The following is a 23,505-nucleotide window of genomic DNA, read 5'->3' on the forward strand; positions in this document are numbered from 1 at the left end:
ACCAGGGTAAATAGGGGGAGTTGGTTCGGACTAGGTCACGTGGTGTCCGTTGGGTTACGAAAATGTCGGAACAGGGGCCTATTCGACGGTGATCGAGTCCAGCTTTTCTCGCAGATAGACATGCGAGTCGACGGCCCCGTACGCCACCCGTCCGACCGGCGCGGGCACCGACTCCACGAGCGTGCCCGGGGTGCACTCGCCGAAGTACACCAGCGACATCAGCTCCTCGGCGGGCGCGTCGGCGGGCGGCGGCAGCACCCGGTGCCGCCCCGAACGCCACCGGTCACCGGTCCAACGAGCCATCAGATCACCGATGTTGATGGTGAACGCCTCCGCGTCGAATGGCGCGTCCTCCCACCCGCCCTCGTCGGTGAAGACCTGAAGTCCCCCCTTCCCGGCCTGCCGGTCGAGGATCGTCACCGTCCCGAAGTCGGTGTGCGGCCCGATCCGGAACTGCCCCGGCTCCGGCTCCCCGACGACCTCCACCCCCGGATACCAGTTGATGTTGAACCCGTACGTCGGATGGTCCATGTGCCGCGAGAAGAAGTCGGGTTCGAGCCCGAGCGCCTCCCCGAGCAGCGACAGCAGCTGCTTCTCCAGCTCGCCCATCCGGTCGAGGTACTCCTCGCAGAGCTCCTGGAGCCCGGGGATCTCCGTCGGCCACACATTCGGCGCGTACCATTCGGCGTTGATCACCGGGTCCTCGAACGGCCGGTGCGTGGCGAAGGTCAGCGACTCCTTCAGATCCGGCGGCGTCTCGGTCCCCTCCGAGTACCCGTTGGCCTCGGCGCCGGGCCCGAGCCACCCGCGCCCGCCGACCTTCGCGGAGTACGGCTCTTTGAGGTTTGCCGGCAGCGCGAAGAAGGCGCGCGCGGCCTCCCGGATCCGCGACCGCAGCGCCGGATCGACACCATGCCCGGTGACCAGCAGGAACCCGGCCGTCTGCAGGGCGCTGTCGACGGTACGGGCGATGTCCTTGCGGACCTCCTCGTCCCCGTCGATCCAGGGACGCAGATCGATCGTCGGAATGCGTGGTGGGGTCTGGGGCTCAGTCACCGATGTCCTCGTTCCAGAGAGCCGGGTTGTTCTTGATGAAGTCACGCATCAGCCGGGTGCACTCGGCATCGTCGAGCAGGACGATCTCCACACCGTGCTCGGCGAGCCAGTCGTGCCCGCCGTGGAAGGTGGCGGCCTCACCGACCACGACCCGCGAAATACCGAACTGCCGCACCAGCCCGCTGCAGTACCAGCACGGGGAGAGGGTCGTCACCATCGTCGTACCGCTGTACGACCGCTGCCGCCCCGCCGCCCGGAAGGCGGCCGTCTCCGCGTGCATCGAGGGGTCGCCGTCCTGGACGCGCCGGTTGTGGCCGCGCCCCAGCAGGGTGCCGTCGGCGCCGTAGAGCGCGGCACCGATCGGGATGCCGCCCTCGCCGAGCCCGGCGCGGGCCTCCTCGACGGCGGTGGCGAGCCAGGCGCTCGCCCGTGCCTGATCCAAAGGCTTCATGTGCTCACTCTCCAGTGGCCGAAACACGAGGGCAACGTGCGGAAAGTACTCTCCCCGCAACCCGTACCCGGACGAACTGTCCGCGCCTCTGGAGGTTCCCGTGCCCGCACTCACCCTCCGTGAGTTCCTGGCCCTCGACCCGGTCCGCGCCTCCGAGCCCGAACTCCTCGCCGGAGAGGCCGCCCTCGACCGCCCCGTGCGCTGGGTCCACTCCAGCGAGGTCTACGAGGGCGCGAACTTCCTCGACGGCGGCGAACTCCTCCTCACCAACGGCTTCGGCCTCACCGACACCGCAGCCGAGATCCGCCGCCGCTACGTCCGCGAACTCGCTGCGCGGGGCGCGTCCGGCCTGGCGGTGGAGATCGGCCGCTCCCTGCCCACGATGCCGCCGGAGGTCACGGACGAGGCCCGCCGCCTGGGCCTGCCCCTGCTGGCCCTCCACCGGGTCGTCCCCTTCGTACGGATCACCGAGGCCGCCAACCGGGCGATCGTCACCCGCGGCCTGTCCGGCCACTCCGTCGTACGACCGTGGGGCGACGACCACACCGCCGCCCTGCTGGCGGACCTCGCGGACCGCGCCGCGCTGAACCAGCCGGAGGTCGAGGCACGGTCCGCACTCGCCGGCTTCCACCCCGGCCCCGGCGCCCGCCTGATCGGGGTCTCGGTGCACGGCGCGCGCGAGGTGAGCGCCGTCGACCGGGCGGTACGGGTGCTGGGCGGGGCGAGCGTGCTGCGGGCGGCGTTCCCGGGAGACGTACTGGCGCTGCTGGCCCTGTCCGGCTCCGGCTCCGTCTCGGGCGACCCGATACGCGCTGTCCAGGAGGCCTTCCGTACGGCCGCCGATCCCGGGCTGACCGTCGCGGTCGGGCACGTGGTCGACGCCGGCAGCGGCTGGCTGCGCTGGAGCGACACCCTGCGGGCGGCCCGTACGACACTGGAACTCGCCCTGACGGTCCCGGCCGCCGAACCCGCCGCGCCCGAAGGCCCGTTGGTGACCTCGGCACGGGCGCTGGCACTGGAACGGGAGCTGACCCGGGGCGGCGTCGACGCGAACCGGGACCGGCTGGCGCGGCTGGTACAGCATGCGCTGGGCCCGCTGCTGGCGTGGGAGGCGGCCCATCCCAGCGACCTGGTACGCACGTTGGAGGTCCATCTACGGCACGGCTGCTCGCCCACCCGGACAGCGGCCCTGCTGCACATCGGCCGCCAGTCGCTCTACCAACGCCTGGAACGCATCGAGTCGTTGCTCGGCCTGGAGATCGACGACCCCGATCTGCTGGGGGAGTTGCTGGCGGCGGTGTGCGCGCATCGGGTGGTGCGGGGGATGGGGGCGGCTCAGGTACGTGGGCTGCGGACCGTGGCTTAGTGGCGCAGGGTGACTTGGCTGGGGCCGTTGAAGGGGGCGTAGCAGGTCACCGTCGGCGGGGTGCGCAGGATGTCGTCCTCGGCGAACAGCTTCCGTACGGCGTCGAAGGAGACCTTGCCGCTGACGACCGGGGCGACACGGTCGTAGAAGAGGCGTGAGGACTCCGGCAACGGCTCCCCGGGCTTGCCCTCGTCCTCGCTCCACACATCCCAGAGCAGGGTCTCGAACTTGTTGAGGGCGGCGAGGTCGAGGCGGATGTTGCCGGCGACGAACCGCTCGCCCGAGAACGGCCCTTCCTCCGGCGGGTGCAGTCCGAAGGCCGCCGGATCTGCGGCACCTGCTCGGATGGCCTGCCAGGCCTCGCCCGCGACGAGGAAACGGTCGCGGGGTACGTCCATCGGGTCGAAGTCGATGTTCCAGTGGTCCGCGATGACGGGGTCGGTGAGCTGGGAGTCGGCGAGGAGCCAGCCGCGGTCGTCGTGCCAGTACTCGGTGACGACGTGATCGCTGTGGAAGCGGTCGGAACTGTTCTCGCTGAAGTAGTCGGCGAAGCCCGAGCGGGTGCGGGCCGGGATGCCCAGGTGGCGCAGGAACGAGCAGTGCAGCAACGAGAAGTCCCGGCAGGTCCCGACGAACCGGTCGCCGACGTCGCGTCGTCGGGTGAGCGTGGCGTCGTTCCGGTCGACGAGGATGCGGAGGATGTCGTCGATGTAGCGGGTCTCGGCGTCGTTGTGCAGACGGTCGGTGGGGTGGACGTGGTCGTAGAAGCCGGCTTCCAGGCGGTGGACGATCAAGTCGCGGGTGATACGGGCGAGTCGGGCGGGGTCGCGGGGGAGGCCGGTGTAGCGGGAGGCGAGGGCGCCGGGGTCGGAGTACGTGCTCTGGGTGGCGTAGAAGGTGCGGAAGTCGAGGGCGGGTCGGCGGCGACGGAGCGCCAGATCCGTTCCGGCAGTACGCGTGCGGCCAGGTCGAGGTCGAGTGCGTCGTCGTCAACATCGATGTCGGAGAGCCAGCGGCGGATCACGCCGATCAGCGGGCCCAGCACGAGTGACTCGATGAGAGCTGGGGGAAGCGGCGCCAACTCCCCTGAATCCACATGGACTTGGATCCAGCGTGCGAACACCGACAACCTTGCCTCCTGGGAGTCACGCAGTTCTCTGGCCTGGGTCATGTTGCGTTGGTCGGTTCTGGCGGAGTGCAACAGCAGGGCGGCGTCCCGGTGTTCACGGACGAAGCTCAGATACGTCCGTATGATCGCGCGGATGCCGGTGCGGGCGGTACGGGTCGCCTGCAGCGCGGTGACCAACTCGCCCAGCAGCCGGCTCAACCAGCGTTGCGTCAGGGCGTCGTAGAGCCCGTCGAGACTGCCGAAGTGGTGATACAGGCTGCCGAGGCTGACACCACTGGCCTTGGTCACGGCGTTGACGGTGAGGCCCTGTTCACCCTGTTCCGCGAAGACGTGCAGCGCGGCGTCGAGGAGCAGGTCTGCGGTGACCTCGCCACGGTGTTGCTTGGGGCTCATGCGGGACAGCGTATTGGGGGTCGGTTCTAGAGTGAATTTCTAGAGCAGATTTCTGGAACCCTCTTTCGGTGTGGTCATGGGTCGATCCAGACTTGGGAGTGTTGCCGGGCCTGCGTCCGTCTGTTTCGGGGGATACAGACGGGCGTGGGTTCGGTGAGGGGTGGCTGGGATGGTGCTGGTTGGCCACTCGCTTCTTTGTCAGTGTCGGGCTTCCGCGGACCGAGTAAAGGGCGCTCCCTGCGGTCGGGACGGAGTCCTGCTGCGGGCGGGCACCGCCGTCCTGCTGGTCGCGGGCGGCGCGCTGGTGTTCCTGACGGCACGGAGGTCGCGGCCACAGGACGGCCGCTGACACAGCCGCCCCGGCGCCGCAGGGCGGCAGCGGCCGATGAGGCGTTCCGTAGGGCGAGGCCCGCAGCACACCGCCCGTCTCGACGAGAGTGCCCGTAAGCATGGGTGGTTTCGGCCAGTTGGCGAACGCCTGGGACGGCCGGTGCCCGGTGATGAGCGACCGCGGCAGTCCGGCCCTCTGGGAGTGTTCGGACAACCCGGCGCGTGTCCGAGCGCGGGCGCCGACAACATCGTGTCGAGCGAATGCGAGCCGTCAACTGTGTGCCCGGGTGGACCTCCCAGCGCTGGATTCTGCGCCGGCCAGGCCGTCGCCCACCCGCAACAACAACTTGCCGGTGCTCGTCCGCGCCCCCATCAGCCGGTGTGCCTCCGCCGCCTCCGACAACCCGAACTCCGCTGTCACCGGTAGGGATACCGTGCCGTCGGCCACCGTGGCGAACGCCCGCTCTGTCAGGGCTCTTAGGGCTGCGGGGTCGGTCTGGGCCAGGGTCAGGATCGAGAAGCCGGAGACGGAGAGGGCGCCGGGGTACAGGTCGGGCTGGCCCACCTGCCACGGTGGCGCCGAGCTCGCGTTGCCGAAGGAGACCAGGCGGCCGTAGGTCGCGAGGGAGGCCAGGCCGGCGCGGAGGGTGTCGCCGCCCACCGGGTCCAGGGCCAGGTCGACCCCGCGCCCGGACGTCGCCGCCCGTACCGGTGCCTCGAACTCGCTCACGAACACCTCGTCGTAGCCGTACCCCCGCGCGAACTCCGCCTTCGCCGCGCTCGATACGACCCCGTACACCGTCCCGGCGCCCGCCGCCCGCGTCAACTGCCCCACCACCGTGCCGATTCCGCCCGCCGCGCCCTGCACGAGCAGTGTCTCGCCGGGCTGGAGGCGGCCGACGGTGTGGACGAGGGCGTAGGCGGTCGGGAGGACGGTGGGGAGGGTGGCGGCCGTGCGGAGGTCCATGTCCTCGGGGAGGGGGAAGGTTGTCACCGCGTCGGTTACGACCACCTCCGCGTACGCGCCGCCCGCCGTCAGGGCCGCCACCTCCTGGCCCACAGTGAGGCCCTCGACGCCGGCGCCGATCTGCCGTATGCGGCCCGAGACCTCAAGTCCCGGTACGAAGGGGAGACTCGGCACCCGGTATCCCTCACCCCGCGCCTTGAGGTCGGCGAAGTTCACCCCGGTGTACGCCACGTCGACGCTCACCTGGCCGGGGCCGGGGCGCGGTACCTCCGTCTCCATGACCTTCAGGACCTCGGGACCGCCGTACTCCTGGATCTCGACCGCGCGCATGCCGGACTCCCCGCTCGACTGTTCAATGAAAAGCGAACACTCGCGAGTGTATGGTTTTCATCGAACACTCGGCAAGCGGGAGCGGGAGGCGGGCATGGCGCAGCGAGACGGCAGCACCGGAAGTCACCGGGCCGCCCCCGAACACACCCACCCCGACGACGTCCCCGTACAGACTGCGCTCGCCGCGCTCGCCGACCCCGTACGCCTCACCCTCGTAAGGGAGTTGGCGAGGTCGGCCGAGTGGTCGCGCAGTTGCGGGAGCTTCGATGTTCCCGTCGGCAAGGCCGCGCTCAGCCATCACTTCGCGGCGCTGCGCGACGCGGGCCTCGTGGAGCAGCGTGACGAAGGGCCCAAGCGGGTCAACCGGCTACGGAAGGACGAGTTCGAGGGCCGGTTCCCGGGGCTGCTGGACCTCGTGCTGCGCGCGGACTGAACGCGTCCGCCGCCCGTCGGCGTCACAGTGCCGGGTGAACCGGAGGAGGGGGCATGAGGAAGTACCTGTGGGCCTTCGTCGCTGTCACGGTCGTCGTCGTGGCCGTCGTCGTGGCACTGACTCTGCGCGGGCTGACGAATCTGGGCGCCGCCTCCGCCTCCGGCCCCGATTCCCGGTCCGACTCGGTGACCGGCGCCCGGCCGAAGTCCGAGACCGGGCCCAGCCTCAGCCCCGGTCCCCGCCGGACATGCGTCGGCCCCCGACCCGTCGGCGGCCTCCCCACCCTCGACGACAACAGCCCCATGTACCGCGTCGCCGATCACATCGACAAGCTGGCGGCGGGCGGCTACGCGGCCGTCTACACCGGCATGTCCGTGAACAACGAGACGCAGACTCTCGACGTCTGGCGCATCCCCTCCGCCCGTTTCGACGCCGCCGTCTGCGGCGCGGCGCTGAAGGCCGACAAGGCCGAGCCGATCATCAAGAAGGCGTACGGGGCGGAGAACGCCCCGTACATCAAGGTCGAGTACGTGGATCAGGCGTCGGCCCTGGCCGGTTGAGGCTGAACCCGGCCCTTCAGTCCCGGAACCGACCGCAGCACCGCATACAGCACCGCGCTCAGCACGAACCCCACGATCGGTGTGCTGTCGCCGAAGGACGGCCAGTGCTTCGGGACGTAGCCGACGTAGTCCTCCTGGTTGGAGAAGAGCGGGACCGAGACCGCGATGCCGGTCAACAGGGCTGCCAGGCCGGGCCAGTTGGTGAAGGCGGGATCGGTCAGGCGGGGGGCCAGTTCCTCGGTGGGGGTGCGGGACTGGAACCAGCGCTCCACCAGGACCACGCCCAGCCAGGGTGCCACCCAGTACGCGATGACCAGCAGGAACGCCTCGTACGCCGAGCCCGCGTCGGACAGTGACGCCCACGCCGCCGCCGTACCGGCCACGCCCGAGACCACCACCAGGACACTGCGGTTCAGCCACGCGGGGAGCTTCAGGCCCAGCGCGGTGAGGGAGATCGCGCCGGAGTAGACGTTGAGGGCGTTCGCCGAGACCGCGCCGAGGATGATCGCGATCAACACCAAGTCGCCCAGCCAGCCGGGGAGATGGCCGGTGAAGGCGGCCGTCGGGGTGGCGTCCTTGGGGGCGACGAGGGTTGCCGAGGCCGCGCCCATGACGGCGACGAGCGTGACCGACACGAACAGGCCGACCGCCGGGTACAGGATGGTCTTGAACTTGTTCGCCGTGCGCGGGAGATAGCGCGAGTAGTCCGTCGCGTACGGGTTCCAGCCCGCCGCATAGCCCCAGGCCGCGCTGAAGGCCAGAAGGAAGCCTCCTACGCCGCCGCCCGTGCCGCTTCCGCCGAGATGCGCGTCCTTGAAGGTCCACACGCCGGCCAGCAGGAAGATCACCGCGAGCGCCGGGAACGCGTACTTCTCGAAGGTGTGCACGAAGTTGTGGCCGATGAAGCCGATGAGGATTTCGGCCACGACCACCAGCAACAGCGACGGGAGGGGGCGTAGACCCGTCAGTGTGTTCAGTGCGAACGCCGCGCTCACGCTGTTCACCGCGAACCAACCGACGCCCGCCACAAGGCCGTTGGCCGCCGACGGGAGGATGTTGCCGCGGAAGCCGAAGGAGAAGCGGCCGATCACCATCTGCGGGACGCCGAAGCGCGGGCCGTCCAGGGAGAGGAAGCCCTGTGTGATCGCGCCGAGGCCGGTGCCCAGGACGATCGCGGCGGTCGCCTGCCAGAAGCTCAGGCCGAAGAAGAGGACCGAGATCACGCCGATGTAGACGGTCGCGAACTCGATGTTCGGGGAGGCCCAGGTCCAGAGCAGCTGGAGCGGGCTGCCGTGGCGTTCGGCGTCGGGGATGGGCTCGGCACCGGCCGTCTCGACGGCGATGACCTTGTCACCGTATTCGGGGGCGAGGATGCCGGTTGAGTCGGCGGGAGCAGTCGTCATGCGAGGTAAGTGTCCGGTTCCTGCCGGTCCGGGCCCAGAGGCGCAATGTCCGTACCGGGCCGCTCACCGGCGTACAACCTGCACGTACTACTCGGTCTTCGGGTCCGGCTTGGGATCGTCCTTGCTCAGGGACTTCAGGAACTCGGGGTTGTCGTCCGGCGCGACCCACCGGCCCTGCGCCGCCGACGCCCCGTCCGGGGTGCGCCGCGCCCGGCCCGCGATCAGCCAGGCGACCGGGCCGACCAGGACCTCGCCGAAGAGCAGGATGACGAACACCCACGCCAGCTTCGGCATGCCCCGCACATCCTCCTCGGGCGTGTTCAGGCAGTCCACGAAGGCGTAGATCCACAGGGCCAGGACCAGCAGGAAGGGCAGATACCTGAGCATGGCGGCGAGATTCTCCTGAGTGGTGGGACGGCCCCGGTGACGGGGCCAGGTTAGCGGGTGCCCGATACTTGGACACATGGCTTACGACGATCTTCGCTCCCTGCTCAGGGCACTGGAGCGCGAGGGAGACCTCAAGCGCATCAAGGCCGAGGTGGACCCGTATCTGGAGGTCGGGGAGATCGTCGACCGGGTCCAGAAGGCCGGTGGACCCGCTCTCCTCTTCGAGAAGGTGAAGGGGTCCTCGATGCCCCTCGCCATGAACGTCTTCGGGACCGACCGGCGGCTGCTGAAAGCGCTGGGGCTGAAGTCGTACGGCGACATCTCCGAGAAGATCGGCGGGCTGCTGCGGCCCGAGCTGCCGCAGGGGTTCGTGGGGGTGCGCGACGCCTTCGGGAAGCTCGGCGCGATGACGCACGTGCCGCCGAAGAAGGTCAAGGACGCGCCCGTTCAGGAGGTCGTCCTCCAAGGGGACGACGTCGATCTCGACGCGCTGCCCGCCCTCTTCACCTGGCCTCAGGACGGCGGGTCCTTCTTCAATCTCGGGCTCACGCACACCAAGGGCCCGGAGAGCGGGATCCGCAATCTCGGGCTCTACCGGCTGCAGCGGCACGACAAGCGCACCATCGGCATGCACTGGCAGATCCACAAGGACAGCCGGAACCACTACCAGGTCGCGGCGAGGAGGGGCGAGCGGTTGCCGGTCGCCATCGCCTTCGGGTGTCCGCCCGCCGTGACCTACGCCTCCACCGCGCCGCTTCCCGGTGACATCGACGAGTACCTGTTCGCCGGGTTCATCGCGGGCAAGCGGATCGAGATGGTCGACTGCAAGACCGTGCCGTTGCAGGTGCCGGCGCAGGCCGAGGTCGTCATCGAGGGGTGGCTTGAGCCCGGCGAGATGCTGCCGGAGGGGCCGTTCGGCGACCACACCGGGTTCTATACGCCCCAGGAGCCGTTCCCGGCGCTGACCATCGACTGCGTGACGATGCGGAAGCGGCCGTTGCTTCAGTCGATCGTCGTAGGCCGGCCTCCGACGGAGGACGGACCGCTGGGGCGCGCCACGGAGCGCTTTTTTCTCCCCCTGCTGAAGATCATCGTGCCGGACATCGTGGACTACCACCTGCCCGAAGCGGGCGGATTCCACAACTGCGCGATCGTCTCCATCGACAAGAAGTACCCGAAGCACGCCCAGAAGGTGATGCACGCGGTCTGGGGTGCGCACATGATGTCCCTGACCAAGCTGATCGTGGTCGTCGACGCTGATTGCGATGTCCATGATCTGCACGAGGTCGCGTGGCGGGCGCTGGGCAACACGGACTACGCCCGGGACCTCTCGGTCGTGGAAGGACCTGTCGATCATCTCGACCATGCCTCCTACCAGCAGTTCTGGGGCGGCAAGGCGGGGATCGACGCGACGAGGAAGTGGCCCGAGGAGGGCTACACGCGGGACGGCGGCTGGCCCGAGATGGTGCTGTCCGACCCGGAGACGGCGGCGAAGGTCGACCGCCGGTGGAAGGAGTACGGACTTTCGTGAGCAGCGCATCAGCCGCGATCCCGCAGCCGGGGCGCACCAAGGCGTTCCTACGCCTCGTCATGATCGAGCACTCCGTCTTCGCCCTGCCCTTCGCCTACATCGCCGCGCTGACCGCGATGTTCCAGTGGGACGAGAACATCCACTGGGGGCGGCTGCTGCTGGTCACCATCTGCATGGTGGGGCTGCGCACGTTCGCGATGGCGGTGAACCGGATCATCGACCGGGAGATCGACGCCCGTAACCCGCGTACGGCACACCGTGAGCTGGTCACCGGCGCGATGACGGTGAAGCACGCGTGGACGGGCGCGCTGGTCGCACTGGTCGTGTTCCTGGGTTCGGCGGCCCTGCTGAACCCCCTCTGTCTGGCGCTGGCGCCCATCGCGGTGATCCCGATGGTGGTCTACCCGTACGGCAAGCGGTTCACGAACTTCCCGCAGGCCATCCTCGGTCTCGCCCAGGCGATGGGCCCGGTCGGCGGCTGGCTGGCGATCACCGGCGAGTGGTCCTGGGACGCGGTGATCCTCGGTCTCGCCGTCGGCATCTGGATCGGCGGCTTCGACCTGATCTACGCCTGCCAGGACATCGAGACCGACCGCGAGATCGGCGTCATGTCGGTCCCGGCCCGCTTCGGCATCCCGGCGTCCATCTGGGGCGCGCGCGTCTGCCACACCATCACTACGGTCCTCCTCGTCTGGTACGGCGCGGCGACCGGCGCGGGTGCCTTCTTCTGGTTCGGCCTGCTGATCGTCGCGGGCGCGTTCGTGTACGAGCACTCGATCGTGCGACCCCATGACCTGTCCCGGCTCAACCGGGCGTTCTTCAGCGTCAACGGGTTCATCGGGATTGCCCTGTTCGTGTGCGCGCTGCTGGATCTTCTGGTGCGCGGGCTCACGGTGTAAGCGCGGCGGGCCGCGGTGTCGGCCGGAACGCGAACGCCGCCGTCACCCCCGCCGCCAGTCCGATCAGGTGTGCCTGCCAGCTCACCCCCGACTGGGTGGGTGCGAGGCCGAGCAGGATCGAGGTGCCCCAGACCGCGCCGATGAGCAGGCCGACGGCGATGCCCAGCGGGCGGCGCTCGACGAAGCCGGTGATCAGCAGGAAGCCGAAGAGGCCGAAGATCAGGCCGGAGGCGCCCGCCGTGTTGGTGTGGGCCGGGGATATGAGCCAGACGCCCAGGCCGTCCGCGACGATGATCAGCGCGCAGACCGCGGCGAACCGCCGGATGCCGCCCAGCGCGGCGAGGAAGCCGAACACCAGCAGCGGCACACTGTTCGCCGCCACATGGGCGAAGCCGAAGTGGATGAAGGCGGCCGGGACGATGTCGATCAGCTGGGACGGCTCGCGCGGCACGATCCCGAGGCTGTCGAGCGCGTGGCCGGACGCCACGTCCACCACTTCGAGCAGCCACAACAGCGCGACCCAGCCCACCATCAGCTTGGCCGCGGCCTTCGCGCGGTCGCCCCGCGACCACTCCAACTCCGTACCGGACATGGCACCCCCCACGGTCCACTCGTCCCCACAGAAGAACGCCCCGGCCCCCTTGGCCGGTTCCCGCTCCGCGACGCCAGCTAGGCTCGGTCTCGTGAACCCAGTCAAGCCAGGAGAGACGCCGCGTACGCCTTGGATCGTAGGGGTGTCCGGCGCTTCCGGCACCCCATACGCGGCTGCGGTGCTGCGCGGGCTGCTCGACGCGGGCGAGAGTGTCGACCTCGTCGTGTCCCGGGCGTCCCGGCTCACCCTCCTCGACGAGACGGGGATCTCCTTCAGGGACGCGCACTGGCAGGACGACCTGCGCGAATGGCTGGCCCGCGGCGCCGACGGCAAGCCCGGTACCTTCCAGCCCGACATCGCCGCCGTACGGCACTGGAGCGCGGGCGACCTCGCGGCGGGGCCGTCCTCCGGGTCGTACCCCGCGAAGGGCATGCTGATCGTGCCCGCGTCGACCGCCTGTGTCGCCGGGGTCGCCCTCGGGCTGAGCAAGGACCTGCTGCAGCGGGCGGCGAGCGTGACCCTCAAGGAGCGGCGCAGGCTGGTGGTGTCCGTACGCGAGACGCCGTTGAACGGGCAGACGCTGCGGCACCTGGTGACCCTGGACGACCTGGGCGCGGCCGTGGTGCCGGCCTCGCCCGGTTTCTACGCCGGCGCCACCCACATCCAGGACCTGGTGGACTTCGTCGCCGGGCGGGTCCTGGACGCGGCGGGCGTCGAGCACGATCTGTACCGCCGGTGGAAGGGCGACCTCGGGGGTGCCCGCACCACCGACAACTGACGTACGGCACCCACGAATTCATCCTCATCACCGGAAGGCAATCGATCGCATGGACGCGGTGGACAGGCAGCTCATCCAGGCCCTGAGAGAGAACGGCCGGGCCTCCTACGCGGAGCTGGGGCGCCTCGTCGGCCTGTCGGGACCCAGCGTCACCGACCGCATCAACCGGCTGGAGGCGGCCGGTGTCATCACCGGCTACCGCGCGACCGTCGACTCGGCCTCGCTCGGCCTCGGCGTGATCGCCCTGATCGGCATCTCCCTCTCGGACGCCGCCGACCACGAGGACGTGGCGGCCCGGCTGAAGGACCTCAGCGAGATCGAGGACTGCTGGTTCATCGCGGGCGAGGACTCGTTCATGCTCAAGGTGCGGGCACCGGACGTGGACGGCCTGGAGAAGACCATCCGGCGGCTCAGCGGCACGAAGGGCGTCTCCAGGACCCGTACCACGATCGTGCTCTCCACGAAGTGGGAGAACCGGGTCGGGGAGCTGCCGGAAGAGTCGTAGGCGTACCGTTTAGCAAGCTGTCTCAGGAAGAGGTAAGGGCATGGATGTCGGGCTCAAGCGTGAGCTGGAGCAGAAGGTCCGCTCCGGTGAGCGGCTGTCCCGCGAGGACGGCGTCGCGCTGTACGAGTCGGACGACCTGGCCTGGCTGGGCGGGCTGGCGCACGAGGTGCGGACGCGGAAGAACGGCGATGTCGTCCACTTCAACGTCAACCGCCACCTCAACATGACGAACGTGTGCACGGCGTCCTGCGCCTACTGCTCGTTCCAGCGCAAGCCGGGCGAGAAGGACGCGTACACGATGCGCATCGAGGAGGCCGTCCGCCTCGCGAAGGCGATGGAGGGCGAGAACCTCACCGAGCTGCACATCGTCAACGGCCTGCACCCGAACCTCCCCTGGCGCTACTACCCGCGCTCCCTGAGCGAGCTGAAGAAGGCCCTCCCGAACGTCTCGCTGAAGGCGTTCACGGCGACGGAGATCCACCACTTCGAGACGATCTCGGGGCTCTCCGCCTCCGAGATCCTCGACGAGCTGATCGACGCCGGCCTCGAATCCCTCACCGGCGGCGGCGCGGAGATCTTCGACTGGGAGGTCCGCCAGCACATCGTGGACCACCGCACGCACTGGGAGGACTGGTCGCGGATCCACCGGCTGGCGCACGAGAAGGGGCTCAAGACCCCGTGCACCATGCTGTACGGCCACATCGAGGAGCCGCGTCACCGCGTGGACCACGTGCTGCGGCTGCGTGAACTCCAGGACGAGACCGGCGGTTTCCAGGTCTTCATCCCGCTGCGCTACCAGCACGACTTCGTGGACATGAAGGACGGCAAGGTCCGCAACCGCCTCCAGGCGCGCACGCAGATGGCGACCGGCGCGGAGGCCCTCAAGACCTTCGCGGTCTCGCGGCTCCTCTTCGACAACGTCCCGCACGTCAAGGTCTTCTGGGTCATGCACGGCGTCCAGACCGCGCAGCTCGCCCTCCAGCACGGCGCGGACGACATGGACGGCTCGGTCGTCGAGTACAAGATCACGCACGACGCCGACAACTACGGCACCCCGAACAAGCTCACCCGCGACGACCTCCTCGACCTGATCCGCGACGCCGGTTTCCAGCCGGTCGAGCGGAACACGCGGTACGAGATCATCCGCGAGTACGACGGCCCGGACCCGGCGCGGCGCGAGTCCCCGCAGCCGATGCGAGTGTGAACACGGTTTTCCGACATGACGCTGACTTTTGAACTGGACCCCGCGATAACCCCTGCCCTGCGCGAGGAGGTCCTCACCCTCTGGGCGGACGTCTCCAACGCGGGCGGCTCGGTCGGCTTCGTCGCGCCGGTCACGGTGGACGAGATACGGCCCGAGCTGATCAAGCACTTCGTCTCCATGGCGGAGGGCCGCACCCGGCTGCTGGTCGGCCGGGACGGGACGGGCACGGTCGCCGCGACCGTGTTCCTCGCGTTCAACACGCACCGCCTGATGCTGCACTGGCTGTGGCTCTACACGGTGATGGTCCACCCCCGCCACCAGGGCAAGGGTTATGGGCGGGATCTGCTGGCCGCCGCCGAGACGGCCGCCCGCGGTCTCGACGGCATCGAGGCGATCCGCCTCACCTGCCGGGGCGGGCACGGCCTGGAGCGGTTCTACGGCTCCTGCGGCTACAAGGAGGTCGGCCGGGTGCCCGGCGCGATCCGCGTCGCCCCGGGGGAGGACCGGGACGACATCTTCATGCTGCTGCCGCTGCTGTGAGCCGTGCACCCCGCCCGAAGATCGGTGGGGGCGCGTGCTTCACTGGTTGGGCCTGTTCGTCACGGTTACGGAAGAGTGGATTGAGATGTTCCGCTACACACTGATGCGCCTCGGGGTCTTCGCGGGCTGCCTCGGAGTCGTCTGGGGCCTCGTCTACCTCGGCGTCTTCCCTCGCGGCTTCGGCGAGTCCAACGGCATGTGGATCGTGCTGCTGGCGCTGGTGATCTCGGCGCCGATCAGCTTCGTGGTGCTGCGCGGGGTGCGGGACCGGGCCTCGGTGCAGATCGTCGAGCGGGTCGACCGGATGAAGGCGAACCTGGACGCCAGCCGCAACCAGGAGGACGAGGCGGTCGACGCCGCCCAGCCGACGTCCCACCCGCAGGGGCAGACTTCCTGACACCCGGGGTCGAACTACCCTTGCCCCCATGGGTGCCGTGAAGACCAAGCGGATGCCGCGTGCGGTCCGTGAGCAGCAGATGCTCGACGCCGCCGTGCGGACCTTCGGACAGCGCGGCTACATGGCCGCGTCGATGGACGAGATAGCCGAACTCGCGGGCGTGTCAAAGCCGTTGGTGTATCTCTATCTGAACTCGAAGGAAGACCTGTTCACCGCGTGCATCCGGCGCGAGGGCCAGGCGCTCACCGAGGCGGTGCGGGCCGGAGTCGACACCCGCTCGCCCGCCGACCGCCAACTCTGGGACGGACTGCGGGCGTTCTTCACGCACACCGCCCGGCATCCGGACGGCTGGTCCGTCCTGCATCTCCAGGCCCGCACCCACGGCGAGCCCTTCGCGGCCGAGGTGGCCGCGCTGCGCGCCGAACTCGTGGCGTTCGTCACCGAGTTGATCGCGGTCACCGCCCGCGAGGCGCACCGCGACCCCGACCTCGCCGAGCGCGAGGTGGCCGGTCTCGCCGAGGCGTTGGTCGGTGCCGCCGAGTCCCTCGCCGCCTGGTCCAACGCGACCCCGGGCGTCACCGCCAGGCAGACGGCGGCGACCCTGATGAACTTCGCGTGGGCGGGCCTCGGCAACCTGATGGAGGGGCGGCCCTGGTCGCCGCAGGCGGGCGCCGAGGACCGGTCCTGAGCCGGACCAGGCGTCGTAGGTCTCAGACAGCCCCCCACTTGCGCAGAGTCGGCGCCACCCGCTGATACCCCACCTGGTACACGGCCTTGGCGCCGCGCCTGGCCGCTCCTCGTACGGCCCTCTTCACCCGGCCCGAACCGCCCGCGCCCAGCGGGGTGTTCAGCGGGCGGCCCTTCTCGTCGAAGCCGTTGCGGGCCAGGAGGCCGCCCAGGTAGATGCCGGCGCGCTCCGGCGTGTAGTAGGGGCGCAGCGTCGGCAGCGGTCCCGCGGCGCGCAGCGCGGCCACGCGGGCGCGGGCGGCGGCGTAGGGGTCGCTCTTGCCGATGCCCTGTGCGTCGGCCCAGGCGGGGTCGGGCAACGGGAGGGCGCCGGCGTCGAGTTCGTCCCAGGAGGCCAGGCAGCCGGAGTGGATGAAGTAGTGGTTGCCGTGCGCCTCGCGGACGCCGAAGTCGGTGAGGATCGCGGTGGGGATGCCCCGCTGCATCGACTCCAGCGCGGCGGTGGAGCTGACGGTCACCAGGAGGTCGGTGCGGTCGAGGACCTCGCCCATGTTGCCGTAGACCAACTGGAGGTTGGCGGGGGCGGGTTCGGCCAGGTTCTGGACGAGGAGCTGGTAGGGGTCGGCCTCGACGTGGGTGGTGTGTTCGCCGGGGAGGCTGCGCAGCTTCATGAGGACCTGGCGGTCGGGGTGGCGCCGGGCGTGCGCGGCGGCCCGCTCCAACAGCCGTAGGCGGTCCTGCTTGCTCTTGGGGACGGAGGGCTGGACGGCGAAGGTGAGGGTGAACGGCCGCTCGGTGGACGGCCGGTAGGGCTCGCCGCCGAGGAAGGGCAGCGCGCACTCCACGACCGAGTCCGGGTCGACCCCGACGCTCGCGAACACGGCGCCGAACCGGCGTGCGTCGTAGGCGGAGTTGGCGAGGACGATGTCGGTGCCGCCGCGGGTGAGCAGTCCGTCGATCATCTTCTCGTAGACGACGCCGACGTATCCGGTGACGATGACGGGCCGGTGTTCGCGGCCCGCCCAGGCGAGGCCGAGGCTGTGGGTGAGGGCGAGGACCGTGCCGCCGGAGACGGCCATGACGACGATGTCCGCGTCGGCCAGTTCCGCGTCGTCGACCAGTTCGGCGGCGGGGAGTTCGCGCCGGCTGTCGGGTTCGATGCCGATCTCGGCGAGCTGCCGCTCGGTGGGGGTCGACCGGCCGCGCAGGAAGTACGCGTCGAGGGCGTGCCCGGGAGCGATCTGCTGTGCCACGGACGCGCCCCACTTCCAGCGGGTGTCCGAGTCGGCGAGTACGGCGATGCGTCTGGGGGGCATGGCTCAGGGGCCCTTCCTGGCGGGTCCGACGAAGTGAGGCGAGGGTAGGAAGTGACCCTGAGGAACGTATGAGCGATGTCTTGAAAGTGCCTTGGGTGGGCTGGGGTTTTCCTGTGCGGAATCCTCAAGGGCCCTTTGTCCGCCTGGCGTTCCGCGATGCGCCGAAGGAAGCCGGTCGTCATTTGTTCGCCCAGTGTTCATGGGGGTTCAGGCAACGGCCGGGCGCACGAACCCCTCCACGTGTGTCCGGCCGGTCGCGTCCCGCAGGGCGAAGCGGTCGTCGAGCGCCGCGTACTCCACGGTCCCCGGCAGCAGTACCGGGGCCCTGAACTCGGCCCGCACCAGGGCGCGTTCGGGGGTTCCATGGGCGGCGAGACACCGGGCCGCCGTCCACATGCCGTGCGCGATGGCCCGGGGGAAGCCGAACAGGCGGGCGGTGAGCGGGTAGAGGTGGATGGGGTTGCGGTCGCCGGACGCGGCACCGTAGCGCCGGCCCACGTCCTCGCCGAGCCGCCACTCGGCGACGGTGGGCAAGGGCTTGGGCTCCTCGGCCGCTGCGGGCGGCTGCGCTTCGGTGCGGTGCCGGGCGAGGTAGGTGCTCCGTGACTCCCAGACGAGTGCGCCGTCGGCCCGCATCTCCGTCGTGACCGTCGCCTCGGTGCCGCGCCGGTGCGGGGCCAACTCGTCGACGTAGACGGTGAGTTCGTACTCCCCGGTGGCCGGTGTCGCCGTGTGCCGGGTGATCTCCACCGAGGTGTGGACCAGGCCGAGCAGCGGCAGCGGGAAGGCCCGGCAGCTCATCAGGCGCATGGCCAGCGGGAAGCCGAGGACGTGCGGATAGGTGAAGGGCAGGGCGTCGTCGCCGGTGGGGAAGCCGCACACCCGCTCGTAGGCGGCCAGCTTGGCCAGGTCGACGCGGACGCCGGGCAGGACGAGCCGGGTGCGGGGGAACTCGGCGTCGGCGCGGGGCCGTTTGAAGGGGGAGAGGAGGGCACCGCGGAGAAGGAGCGGGGTGAGCGCGGGGGTGTCGGTGAGGGGTGGATAGGGGTTGGCCATGTCCCACTCCCGGGTGGTGTCCTGGGCGGCTCTTTTCGGCTTACTTCGGAGTAAGGTTACCGCAGGTAAGGCCAAGTGGGGCGAGCCGGGCGGCCCAGGGCGGGTGCACGGGTGGCGCACCGGCGGCACAAGGCCGACGCACGGCCGACAAAAGCCCGCCAACCCGCCGAGGTTGCACAGGCCCGGCTCCGTACCGCCCCCGAACCCGCACAAAGTCCCCACGAGGGGCCCGTACGATCTTCGACCTGACCCGAGGTAACACCCGGCCGTGGGTCGTGGATGAACACCTCGGTACGCACCATGCGTACCTAATGCAGCAGAGCGGTACAAGCTGCACGCCTCAGGAGCTGCCATGTCCCTCGCCTACCCGTCCGGCTACGACTACGACGGCGCGCCCGTACTCGTGGAGCCCGAGATACGGCGGCTGGACGGCGTGGTCCGCGAGGTCTCCGTACCGCCGCTGGTGCCGCCGGCCACGCACGGCTCGCTCGCCGACGTGCCGTTCGAGAACGCGGCGGCAGCCCCCGGCCACCTGGTCCTCAGCAGACAGGCGGAGGACGGGAGTTGGGCGCACGTCACGGCGGCCGAGTTCGCCGGGCAGGTGCAGGCCGTCGCCAAGGGGCTGATCGCGGAGGGCCTCGCGCCGGGCGACCGGATCGCGGTCATGGCGCGCACGTCGTACGAATGGACGCTCCTCGACTTCGCCGCGTGGGCGGCCGGTCTGGTCACCGTCCCCATCTACCCGACCTCCTCCCTCTTCCAGATCCGCTGGATCCTCCAGGACACGGGCGCGGTGGCGATGGCCGCCGAGACCGTCGCGCAGGCGTCGGCGCTCGGCCCGGAGACACCCCGGCTGCCCGACCTGCGCCACATGTGGGTCTTCGAGAAGGGCCACCTGGACCGGCTGGCCGAACTGGGCCGGACCGTCCCGGACCAGGAAGTCGCCGTACGGCGTGGGGTGTTGCTGCCCGACACGCTCGCCACCGTCATCTACACCTCGGGCACCACCGGCCGCCCCAAGGGCTGCGCGATCACCCACGGCAACTTCCTCGCCGAGGTCGACAACGCGATCGAACTCCTCTACGGCGTCTTCAAGAACAAGCCGAACGAGGAACCCTCCACGCTCCTCTTCCTCCCCTACTCCCATGTCTTCGGCCGGATGGTCGCGGTCGCCTGCATCCGCGCCCGGGTCCGCCTCGGGCACGCCGCGAGCCTCAAGTCCGAGGACCTGCTGGCGGATCTGGCGAGCTTCCAGCCCACCTTCCTGCTGGCCATCCCGTACATGCTGGAGAAGGTCTTCAACAACGCCCGGGCGAAGGCGGAGAAGGGCGGCCGGGGCAGGATCTTCGACCGCGCGACCAACGCGGCCGTCCGCTACGGCGAGGCCCTGGAGACCCGTCAGTCCGGCAAGGGCTCGGGCCCGAGCGGCCCGCTGAGGACGGCCCGCGCCTTCTACGACCCCCTGGTCTACCGCAAGATCCGCAACGCGCTGGGCGGCAAGCTCCGTTACGTCATCTGCGGCGGCTCCCCACTGGGCCGCCGGCTCGCCGCGTTCTACGCCGGCGCGGGCATCGAGATCTTCGAGGGCTACGGCCTGACCGAGACGACCGCGGCGGCGACCTGCACGCCACCCCTCAAACCCCGCCTGGGGACGGTGGGCTGGCCGATGCCCGGCACCAAGGTCAGGATCGCCTCCGACGGCGAGATCCTGCTCGCCGGCGGCCAGGTCTTCCGCGGCTACTGGGACCCGCACGGCGACGGGGTCGCCCCCGCCTCCCAGGACGGCTGGCTCGCCACCGGCGACATCGGCCACCTCGACGACGAGGGCTATCTGACCATCACCGGCCGCAAGAAGGAGATCCTGATCACCGCGGGCGGCAAGAACGTGGCCCCGGCCCCGCTGGAGAACTGGCTGCGCTCCCACCCCCTGATCGCCCAGTGCATCGTCGTCGGCGACCGCCGCCCCTATGTCGCCGCCCTCATCACCCTCGACCTCGAAGGCATCACCCACTGGCGCCAGATGAACGGCAAACACCCGGTACCGGCCGAACTCCTGGTCGACGACGAGGAGTTGAGAGCGGTCCTGCAACGCGCCGTCGACGACGCCAACAAGCTGGTCTCCCGCCCCGAGTCCATCCGCCGCTTCAGCGTCCTCCCGGTGGACTTCACCGAGGCGGCGGGACATCTGACGCCGTCGATGAAGCTGCGGCGGGAGGTCGTCATGCGGGACTTCGGGCGGGATGTCGAGGCGTTGTACGCGAACTGACCGCGGTTTGCAGGGCCGAACGCGAACTAAGCGCCGTTCGGGGCGATTTGGCGTATTGGTGCAGGCCTGGTTATTGACTTCACAAGACCCCCGCGCGACATTCCCAGCCCATTTCCCCGTCGGGCTGGAGCGGCCATGACCCCGAGCACGGACGCACATGCGGAACTCCCGGGCAGAAGAAGCGTGTTGGCCGGTGGCGCGGTCGCCGCGCTCGCCGTCGCCGGAGTCTCCTCCTCGGCCCACGCGGCCGACCTTCCCCTCCTCGGCACCTACGACGTCGTGGTGATCGGGTCCGGAGCGGCCGGGATGACCGCCGCGCTGACCGCCGCCAAACAGGGTCTGAGCTGTGTCGTGGTGGAGAAGGCGCCGACCTTCGGGGGCTCGGCCGCCCGCTCGGGCGCCGGGATCTGGATCCCCAACAACCCCGTGATCCTGGCCGCCGGAGTCCCGGACACCCCCGCGAAGGCCGCCGCCTACCTCGCGGCCGTCGTCGGCGCCGACGTCCCCGCCGACCGGCAGCAGTCCTTCCTCGCCCACGGCCCCGCCATGATCTCCTTCGTCATGGCGAACAGCCCGCTGCGCTTCCGCTGGATGGAGGGATACAGCGACTACTACCCGGAGTTGCCGGGCGGCCTGCCCAACGGGCGTTCCATAGAACCCGATCAGCTCGACGGCAACATCCTCGGCACCGAACTCGCCCACCTCAACCCGCCGTACCTGGCCGTCCCGGCCGGCATGGTCGTCTTCAGCGCCGACTACAAGTGGCTCGACCTGGCCGCGGTGAACGTCAAGGGCGCCGCCGTGGCCACCGAGTGCCTGGCCCGCGGCACGCAGGCGGCCCTGCTCGGCCAGAAGCCGCTCACCATGGGCCAGTCCCTCGCCGCCGGACTGCGCGCCGGACTCCAGTCCGCGCAGGTGCCCGTGTGGCTCAACACCCCTTTGACCGACCTGTACTTGGAGAGCGGCGCCGTCACCGGAGCCGTCGTCACCCGCAATGGAACCGCCGGACTGGTCCGCGCCCGGCGCGGGGTCGTCGTCGGCTCGGGCGGCTTCGAGCACAACGCGGCCATGCGCGCCCAGTACCAGCGCCAGCCCATCGGCACGGACTGGACGGTCGGCGCGAAGGAGAACACGGGCGACGGCATCCAGGCCGGCCAGAGGGTGGGTGCTTCGCTCGCGCTCATGGACGACGCCTGGTGGGGCCCCACCATCCCGCTCCCCGCCGACCCGTACTTCTGCCTGGCCGAACGCACCCTCCCCGGCGGCCTGTTGATCAACCAGGCCGGGTCCCGCTTCGTCAACGAGGCCGCCCCCTACAGCGACGTCGTCCACACGATGTACGACCGCAACGCCGCCGCCCCCGACATCCCGGCCTGGCTGATCGTCGACCAGAACTACCGCAACCGCTACCTCTTCAGGGACGTGCTGCCGACGTTCGCCTTCCCCGACGACTGGTACAGCTCGGGCGCGGCCTACAAGGCATGGACGTGGGACGCCCTGGCCTCCTCGATCGGCGTCCCGGCGGCGGCCCTCCGCTCCACCGTCACCCGCTTCAACTCCCTTGCGGCGAGCGGCAAGGACACCGACTTCGGGCGCGGCGACAGCGCCTACGACCACTACTACACGGACCCCGCGATCCTCCCCAACGCCTGCCTCGCCCCGCTCTGGCTGCCCCCGTACTACGCCCTCCGCATCGTCCCCGGCGACCTCGGCACCAAGGGCGGCATGCGCACGGACGCACGGGCGCGGGTGCTGCGGGCGGACGGTTCGGTGATCCCCGGTCTGTACGCGGCGGGGAACGCGAGCGCGGCGGTGATGGGCCACAGCTACGCGGGCGCGGGCTCGACGATCGGTCCGGCGATGACGTTCGGATATGTGGCGGCGCTGGATCTGGCGGGGGCGCTGTAGCGGCCGTAGCGCTGCCGGCACGGCCCGGTCGTCACCCTGGTCATCACCCGGTCAAGGGATGGCCAGGCCGGAGCCAAGCGGCCGTATGCATTGCGCATGCAACGGGCCGGCAGGCCTGACATAGCCGGATTTGGGCCCTCGGTCGGTGGCTACTGTGATGGCGCGAACACGTCCACAGCGACCACGACGACCTACGGGGAATCACGGGGAAGAGGAGACGGCGGTGGGGGAGCCGAACCGTTCACGCCTTCTTGAGTACACGCAGGGGCCGACGGCCGCGGGGATGCCCGAGGTGCGCCGGTCGAGCCTGCTCGACTACGCGGAGGCGACACCGCCACCGGGTCCGGCGGCGAACGGGCGGCCGGGGCCCCGGCCCGGGGTGCCGCCGTACGAGACGGCTGTCTTTGTGCCTGCCCATCCCCGGTATGTCGACACGACGTACGACGACGGACGTCCGGTCCGCGTGCCGTTCATCGCGTACGAACTCTTCGCGCACCCCACCGACGCGACCGGGACCGTGGCCTTCGCCTTCACGACCCTGGAGAAGCTGGTCGCCGCGCTCGGGGAGGCCCAGCCGTGGGTCGCCACCTCCCTCGGGCCGCTGGCCGAAGGAGTGGGCGAGCAGGGAGTCACCGTGCTGCTCGACCCGCGGGTGGCTCCCGGACAACGCAACTGGCAGGTGGCCGATCTGGCCGCCTACGCGCGGGAGGTGCGCTGATGCCGGCCGACTTCAAAGCGGTCATGAGCGACCTGACCTCGATGGCCACGACGTTCCACGACCAGGCCACGGACTACCGGAAGCTGCACGACCAGGTGGCCCCGCCCGTGGTGAGCGGCGGGGACGCCGGCCTCGACCACGCCATCAAGGAGGTCGCCGATCTCATCGTCGCCCTCCACATCGGCTTCGCCGACCGGCTGGACGACCGGGGCGACAAGGTCGCGTACGCCCGCGACTCCTTCCACCGGCACGACATCGACGTCCACGGCGTGTTCGAAGACCTGATGGCGGGATGAGGGGCCG

Annotated in this window: 24 protein-coding genes and 1 pseudogene; 15 read left to right on the forward strand and 10 right to left on the reverse strand. The window is 70.1% G+C overall.

Annotated elements, in window-relative coordinates; all coding sequences use genetic code 11:
* Positions 1-78: 78 nt before the first annotated feature.
* Complete coding sequence (locus OH768_RS30300) at positions 79-1,056, reverse strand: isopenicillin N synthase family dioxygenase (protein WP_406458845.1); 978 nt, start codon at positions 1,054-1,056, stop codon at positions 79-81.
* Positions 1,049-1,507 carry a nucleoside deaminase gene (locus tag OH768_RS30305; protein ID WP_406458847.1) on the reverse strand — a complete coding sequence of 153 codons (459 nt, stop codon included), beginning with the start codon at positions 1,505-1,507 and terminating at the stop codon, positions 1,049-1,051. The genes OH768_RS30300 and OH768_RS30305 overlap by 8 nt, the downstream gene beginning before the upstream one ends.
* Positions 1,508-1,607: 100 nt before the next feature.
* Between OH768_RS30305 and OH768_RS30310 the strand changes: the two genes are divergently transcribed.
* On the forward strand, positions 1,608-2,873 hold the full coding sequence (locus OH768_RS30310; RefSeq protein WP_406458849.1) for a PucR family transcriptional regulator: 1,266 nt from the start codon (positions 1,608-1,610) through the stop codon (positions 2,871-2,873).
* On the opposite strand, the gene OH768_RS30315 is transcribed toward OH768_RS30310, so the two are convergent.
* From OH768_RS30315 to OH768_RS30325, 3 genes and pseudogenes are all read right to left on the reverse strand, one after another.
* Positions 2,870-3,811, reverse strand: coding sequence for a transglutaminase-like domain-containing protein (locus OH768_RS30315; RefSeq protein ID WP_406465507.1), 942 nt, complete (start codon positions 3,809-3,811; stop codon positions 2,870-2,872). The two genes, OH768_RS30310 and OH768_RS30315, sit on opposite strands and share 4 nt — an antisense overlap.
* Positions 3,787-4,395, reverse strand: a pseudogene (locus OH768_RS30320) (TetR/AcrR family transcriptional regulator); the annotation flags it as partial. The pseudogene OH768_RS30320 and the gene OH768_RS30315, both read right to left, overlap by 25 nt.
* Before the next feature lie 601 nt (positions 4,396-4,996).
* Positions 4,997-6,022 carry a zinc-binding alcohol dehydrogenase family protein gene (locus OH768_RS30325; RefSeq protein ID WP_406458851.1) on the reverse strand — a complete coding sequence of 342 codons (1,026 nt, stop codon included), beginning with the start codon at positions 6,020-6,022 and terminating at the stop codon, positions 4,997-4,999.
* Positions 6,023-6,116: 94 nt separating this feature from the next.
* On the opposite strand from OH768_RS30325, the gene OH768_RS30330 reads away from it, so the two are divergent.
* Positions 6,117-6,455 (forward strand): ArsR/SmtB family transcription factor, encoded by a 339-nt coding sequence (locus tag OH768_RS30330; RefSeq protein WP_406458853.1) that lies wholly within the window; start codon positions 6,117-6,119, stop codon positions 6,453-6,455.
* 53 nt (positions 6,456-6,508) lie between these two features.
* Positions 6,509-7,015 (forward strand): hypothetical protein, encoded by a 507-nt coding sequence (locus tag OH768_RS30335; protein WP_406458855.1) that lies wholly within the window; start codon positions 6,509-6,511, stop codon positions 7,013-7,015.
* Here OH768_RS30335 and OH768_RS30340 read toward each other — a convergent pair.
* Together OH768_RS30340 and OH768_RS30345 are read right to left on the reverse strand one after the other, a co-directional pair.
* Complete coding sequence (locus OH768_RS30340) at positions 6,991-8,418, reverse strand: purine-cytosine permease family protein (RefSeq protein WP_406458857.1); 1,428 nt, start codon at positions 8,416-8,418, stop codon at positions 6,991-6,993. The genes OH768_RS30335 and OH768_RS30340 overlap by 25 nt on opposite strands.
* Positions 8,419-8,505: 87 nt before the next feature.
* Positions 8,506-8,805: a PLD nuclease N-terminal domain-containing protein gene (locus OH768_RS30345; RefSeq protein WP_406458859.1), complete on the reverse strand. Its 300-nt coding sequence runs from the start codon at positions 8,803-8,805 to the stop codon at positions 8,506-8,508.
* A gap of 76 nt (positions 8,806-8,881) precedes the next feature.
* Between OH768_RS30345 and OH768_RS30350 the strand changes: the two genes are divergently transcribed.
* Both OH768_RS30350 and mqnP read left to right on the forward strand, forming a co-directional pair.
* Entirely contained in the window at positions 8,882-10,336 is a 1,455-nt protein-coding gene (locus tag OH768_RS30350) for a menaquinone biosynthesis decarboxylase (RefSeq protein ID WP_406458861.1), read from the forward strand.
* Positions 10,333-11,235 (forward strand): menaquinone biosynthesis prenyltransferase MqnP, encoded by a 903-nt coding sequence (mqnP, locus tag OH768_RS30355; RefSeq protein WP_406458863.1) that lies wholly within the window; start codon positions 10,333-10,335, stop codon positions 11,233-11,235. Before OH768_RS30350 ends, mqnP begins: the two co-directional genes overlap by 4 nt.
* Here the strand turns inward: mqnP and OH768_RS30360 are convergent.
* A complete protein-coding gene (locus tag OH768_RS30360) occupies positions 11,225-11,827 on the reverse strand; it encodes a rhomboid family intramembrane serine protease (protein WP_406458865.1) in 603 nt (200 codons plus the stop codon). The two genes, mqnP and OH768_RS30360, sit on opposite strands and share 11 nt — an antisense overlap.
* A 142-nt stretch (positions 11,828-11,969) precedes the next feature.
* On the opposite strand from OH768_RS30360, the gene OH768_RS30365 reads away from it, so the two are divergent.
* From OH768_RS30365 to OH768_RS30390, 6 genes are all read left to right on the forward strand, one after another.
* Positions 11,970-12,605, forward strand: a complete 636-nt coding sequence (locus OH768_RS30365; RefSeq protein WP_406458867.1) for a UbiX family flavin prenyltransferase — start codon at positions 11,970-11,972, stop codon at positions 12,603-12,605.
* A 49-nt stretch (positions 12,606-12,654) separates the two neighbouring features.
* The gene (locus tag OH768_RS30370) at positions 12,655-13,110 is read left to right on the forward strand and encodes an Lrp/AsnC family transcriptional regulator (RefSeq protein WP_019074324.1); all 456 of its coding nucleotides are present in this window, start codon (positions 12,655-12,657) and stop codon (positions 13,108-13,110) included.
* 40 nt (positions 13,111-13,150) lie between these two features.
* Positions 13,151-14,314, forward strand: a complete 1,164-nt coding sequence (gene mqnE, locus OH768_RS30375) for an aminofutalosine synthase MqnE (protein WP_019074323.1) — start codon at positions 13,151-13,153, stop codon at positions 14,312-14,314.
* Between the two features lie 15 nt (positions 14,315-14,329).
* A complete protein-coding gene (locus OH768_RS30380) occupies positions 14,330-14,854 on the forward strand; it encodes a GNAT family N-acetyltransferase (protein ID WP_406458870.1) in 525 nt (174 codons plus the stop codon).
* An 85-nt stretch (positions 14,855-14,939) separates the two neighbouring features.
* Complete coding sequence (locus OH768_RS30385; RefSeq protein ID WP_406458872.1) at positions 14,940-15,251, forward strand: DUF4229 domain-containing protein; 312 nt, start codon at positions 14,940-14,942, stop codon at positions 15,249-15,251.
* A 28-nt stretch (positions 15,252-15,279) separates the two neighbouring features.
* Complete coding sequence (locus tag OH768_RS30390; RefSeq protein ID WP_406458874.1) at positions 15,280-15,939, forward strand: TetR/AcrR family transcriptional regulator; 660 nt, start codon at positions 15,280-15,282, stop codon at positions 15,937-15,939.
* 22 nt (positions 15,940-15,961) lie between these two features.
* Here OH768_RS30390 and OH768_RS30395 read toward each other — a convergent pair whose 3' ends face one another.
* A complete protein-coding gene (locus tag OH768_RS30395) occupies positions 15,962-17,254 on the reverse strand; it encodes a DUF6716 putative glycosyltransferase (protein WP_406458876.1) in 1,293 nt (430 codons plus the stop codon).
* A gap of 207 nt (positions 17,255-17,461) precedes the next feature.
* Positions 17,462-18,310 (reverse strand): MaoC family dehydratase, encoded by an 849-nt coding sequence (locus OH768_RS30400; RefSeq protein WP_406458878.1) that lies wholly within the window; start codon positions 18,308-18,310, stop codon positions 17,462-17,464.
* Positions 18,311-18,662: 352 nt separating this feature from the next.
* Between OH768_RS30400 and OH768_RS30405 the strand changes: the two genes are divergently transcribed.
* The 4 genes from OH768_RS30405 (at position 18,663) to OH768_RS30420 (ending at position 23,498) form a co-directional block, all read left to right on the forward strand.
* Positions 18,663-20,576: an AMP-dependent synthetase/ligase gene (locus tag OH768_RS30405; RefSeq protein ID WP_406458880.1), complete on the forward strand. Its 1,914-nt coding sequence runs from the start codon at positions 18,663-18,665 to the stop codon at positions 20,574-20,576.
* A gap of 135 nt (positions 20,577-20,711) precedes the next feature.
* Positions 20,712-22,484, forward strand: coding sequence for a 3-oxosteroid 1-dehydrogenase (gene kstD, locus OH768_RS30410; RefSeq protein WP_406458882.1), 1,773 nt, complete (start codon positions 20,712-20,714; stop codon positions 22,482-22,484).
* 223 nt (positions 22,485-22,707) lie between these two features.
* Positions 22,708-23,202, forward strand: coding sequence for an SAV_915 family protein (locus OH768_RS30415; protein ID WP_406458884.1), 495 nt, complete (start codon positions 22,708-22,710; stop codon positions 23,200-23,202).
* Positions 23,202-23,498: a DUF6317 family protein gene (locus tag OH768_RS30420; RefSeq protein WP_406458886.1), complete on the forward strand. Its 297-nt coding sequence runs from the start codon at positions 23,202-23,204 to the stop codon at positions 23,496-23,498. The genes OH768_RS30415 and OH768_RS30420 overlap by 1 nt, the downstream gene beginning before the upstream one ends.
* The last annotated feature ends 7 nt before the right edge of the window (positions 23,499-23,505 follow it).

Origin of the sequence: Streptomyces sp. NBC_01622 (genome assembly GCF_045209635.1) — a bacterium.
In the GTDB taxonomy this organism is placed as follows: Bacteria; Actinomycetota; Actinomycetes; order Streptomycetales; family Streptomycetaceae; genus Streptomyces.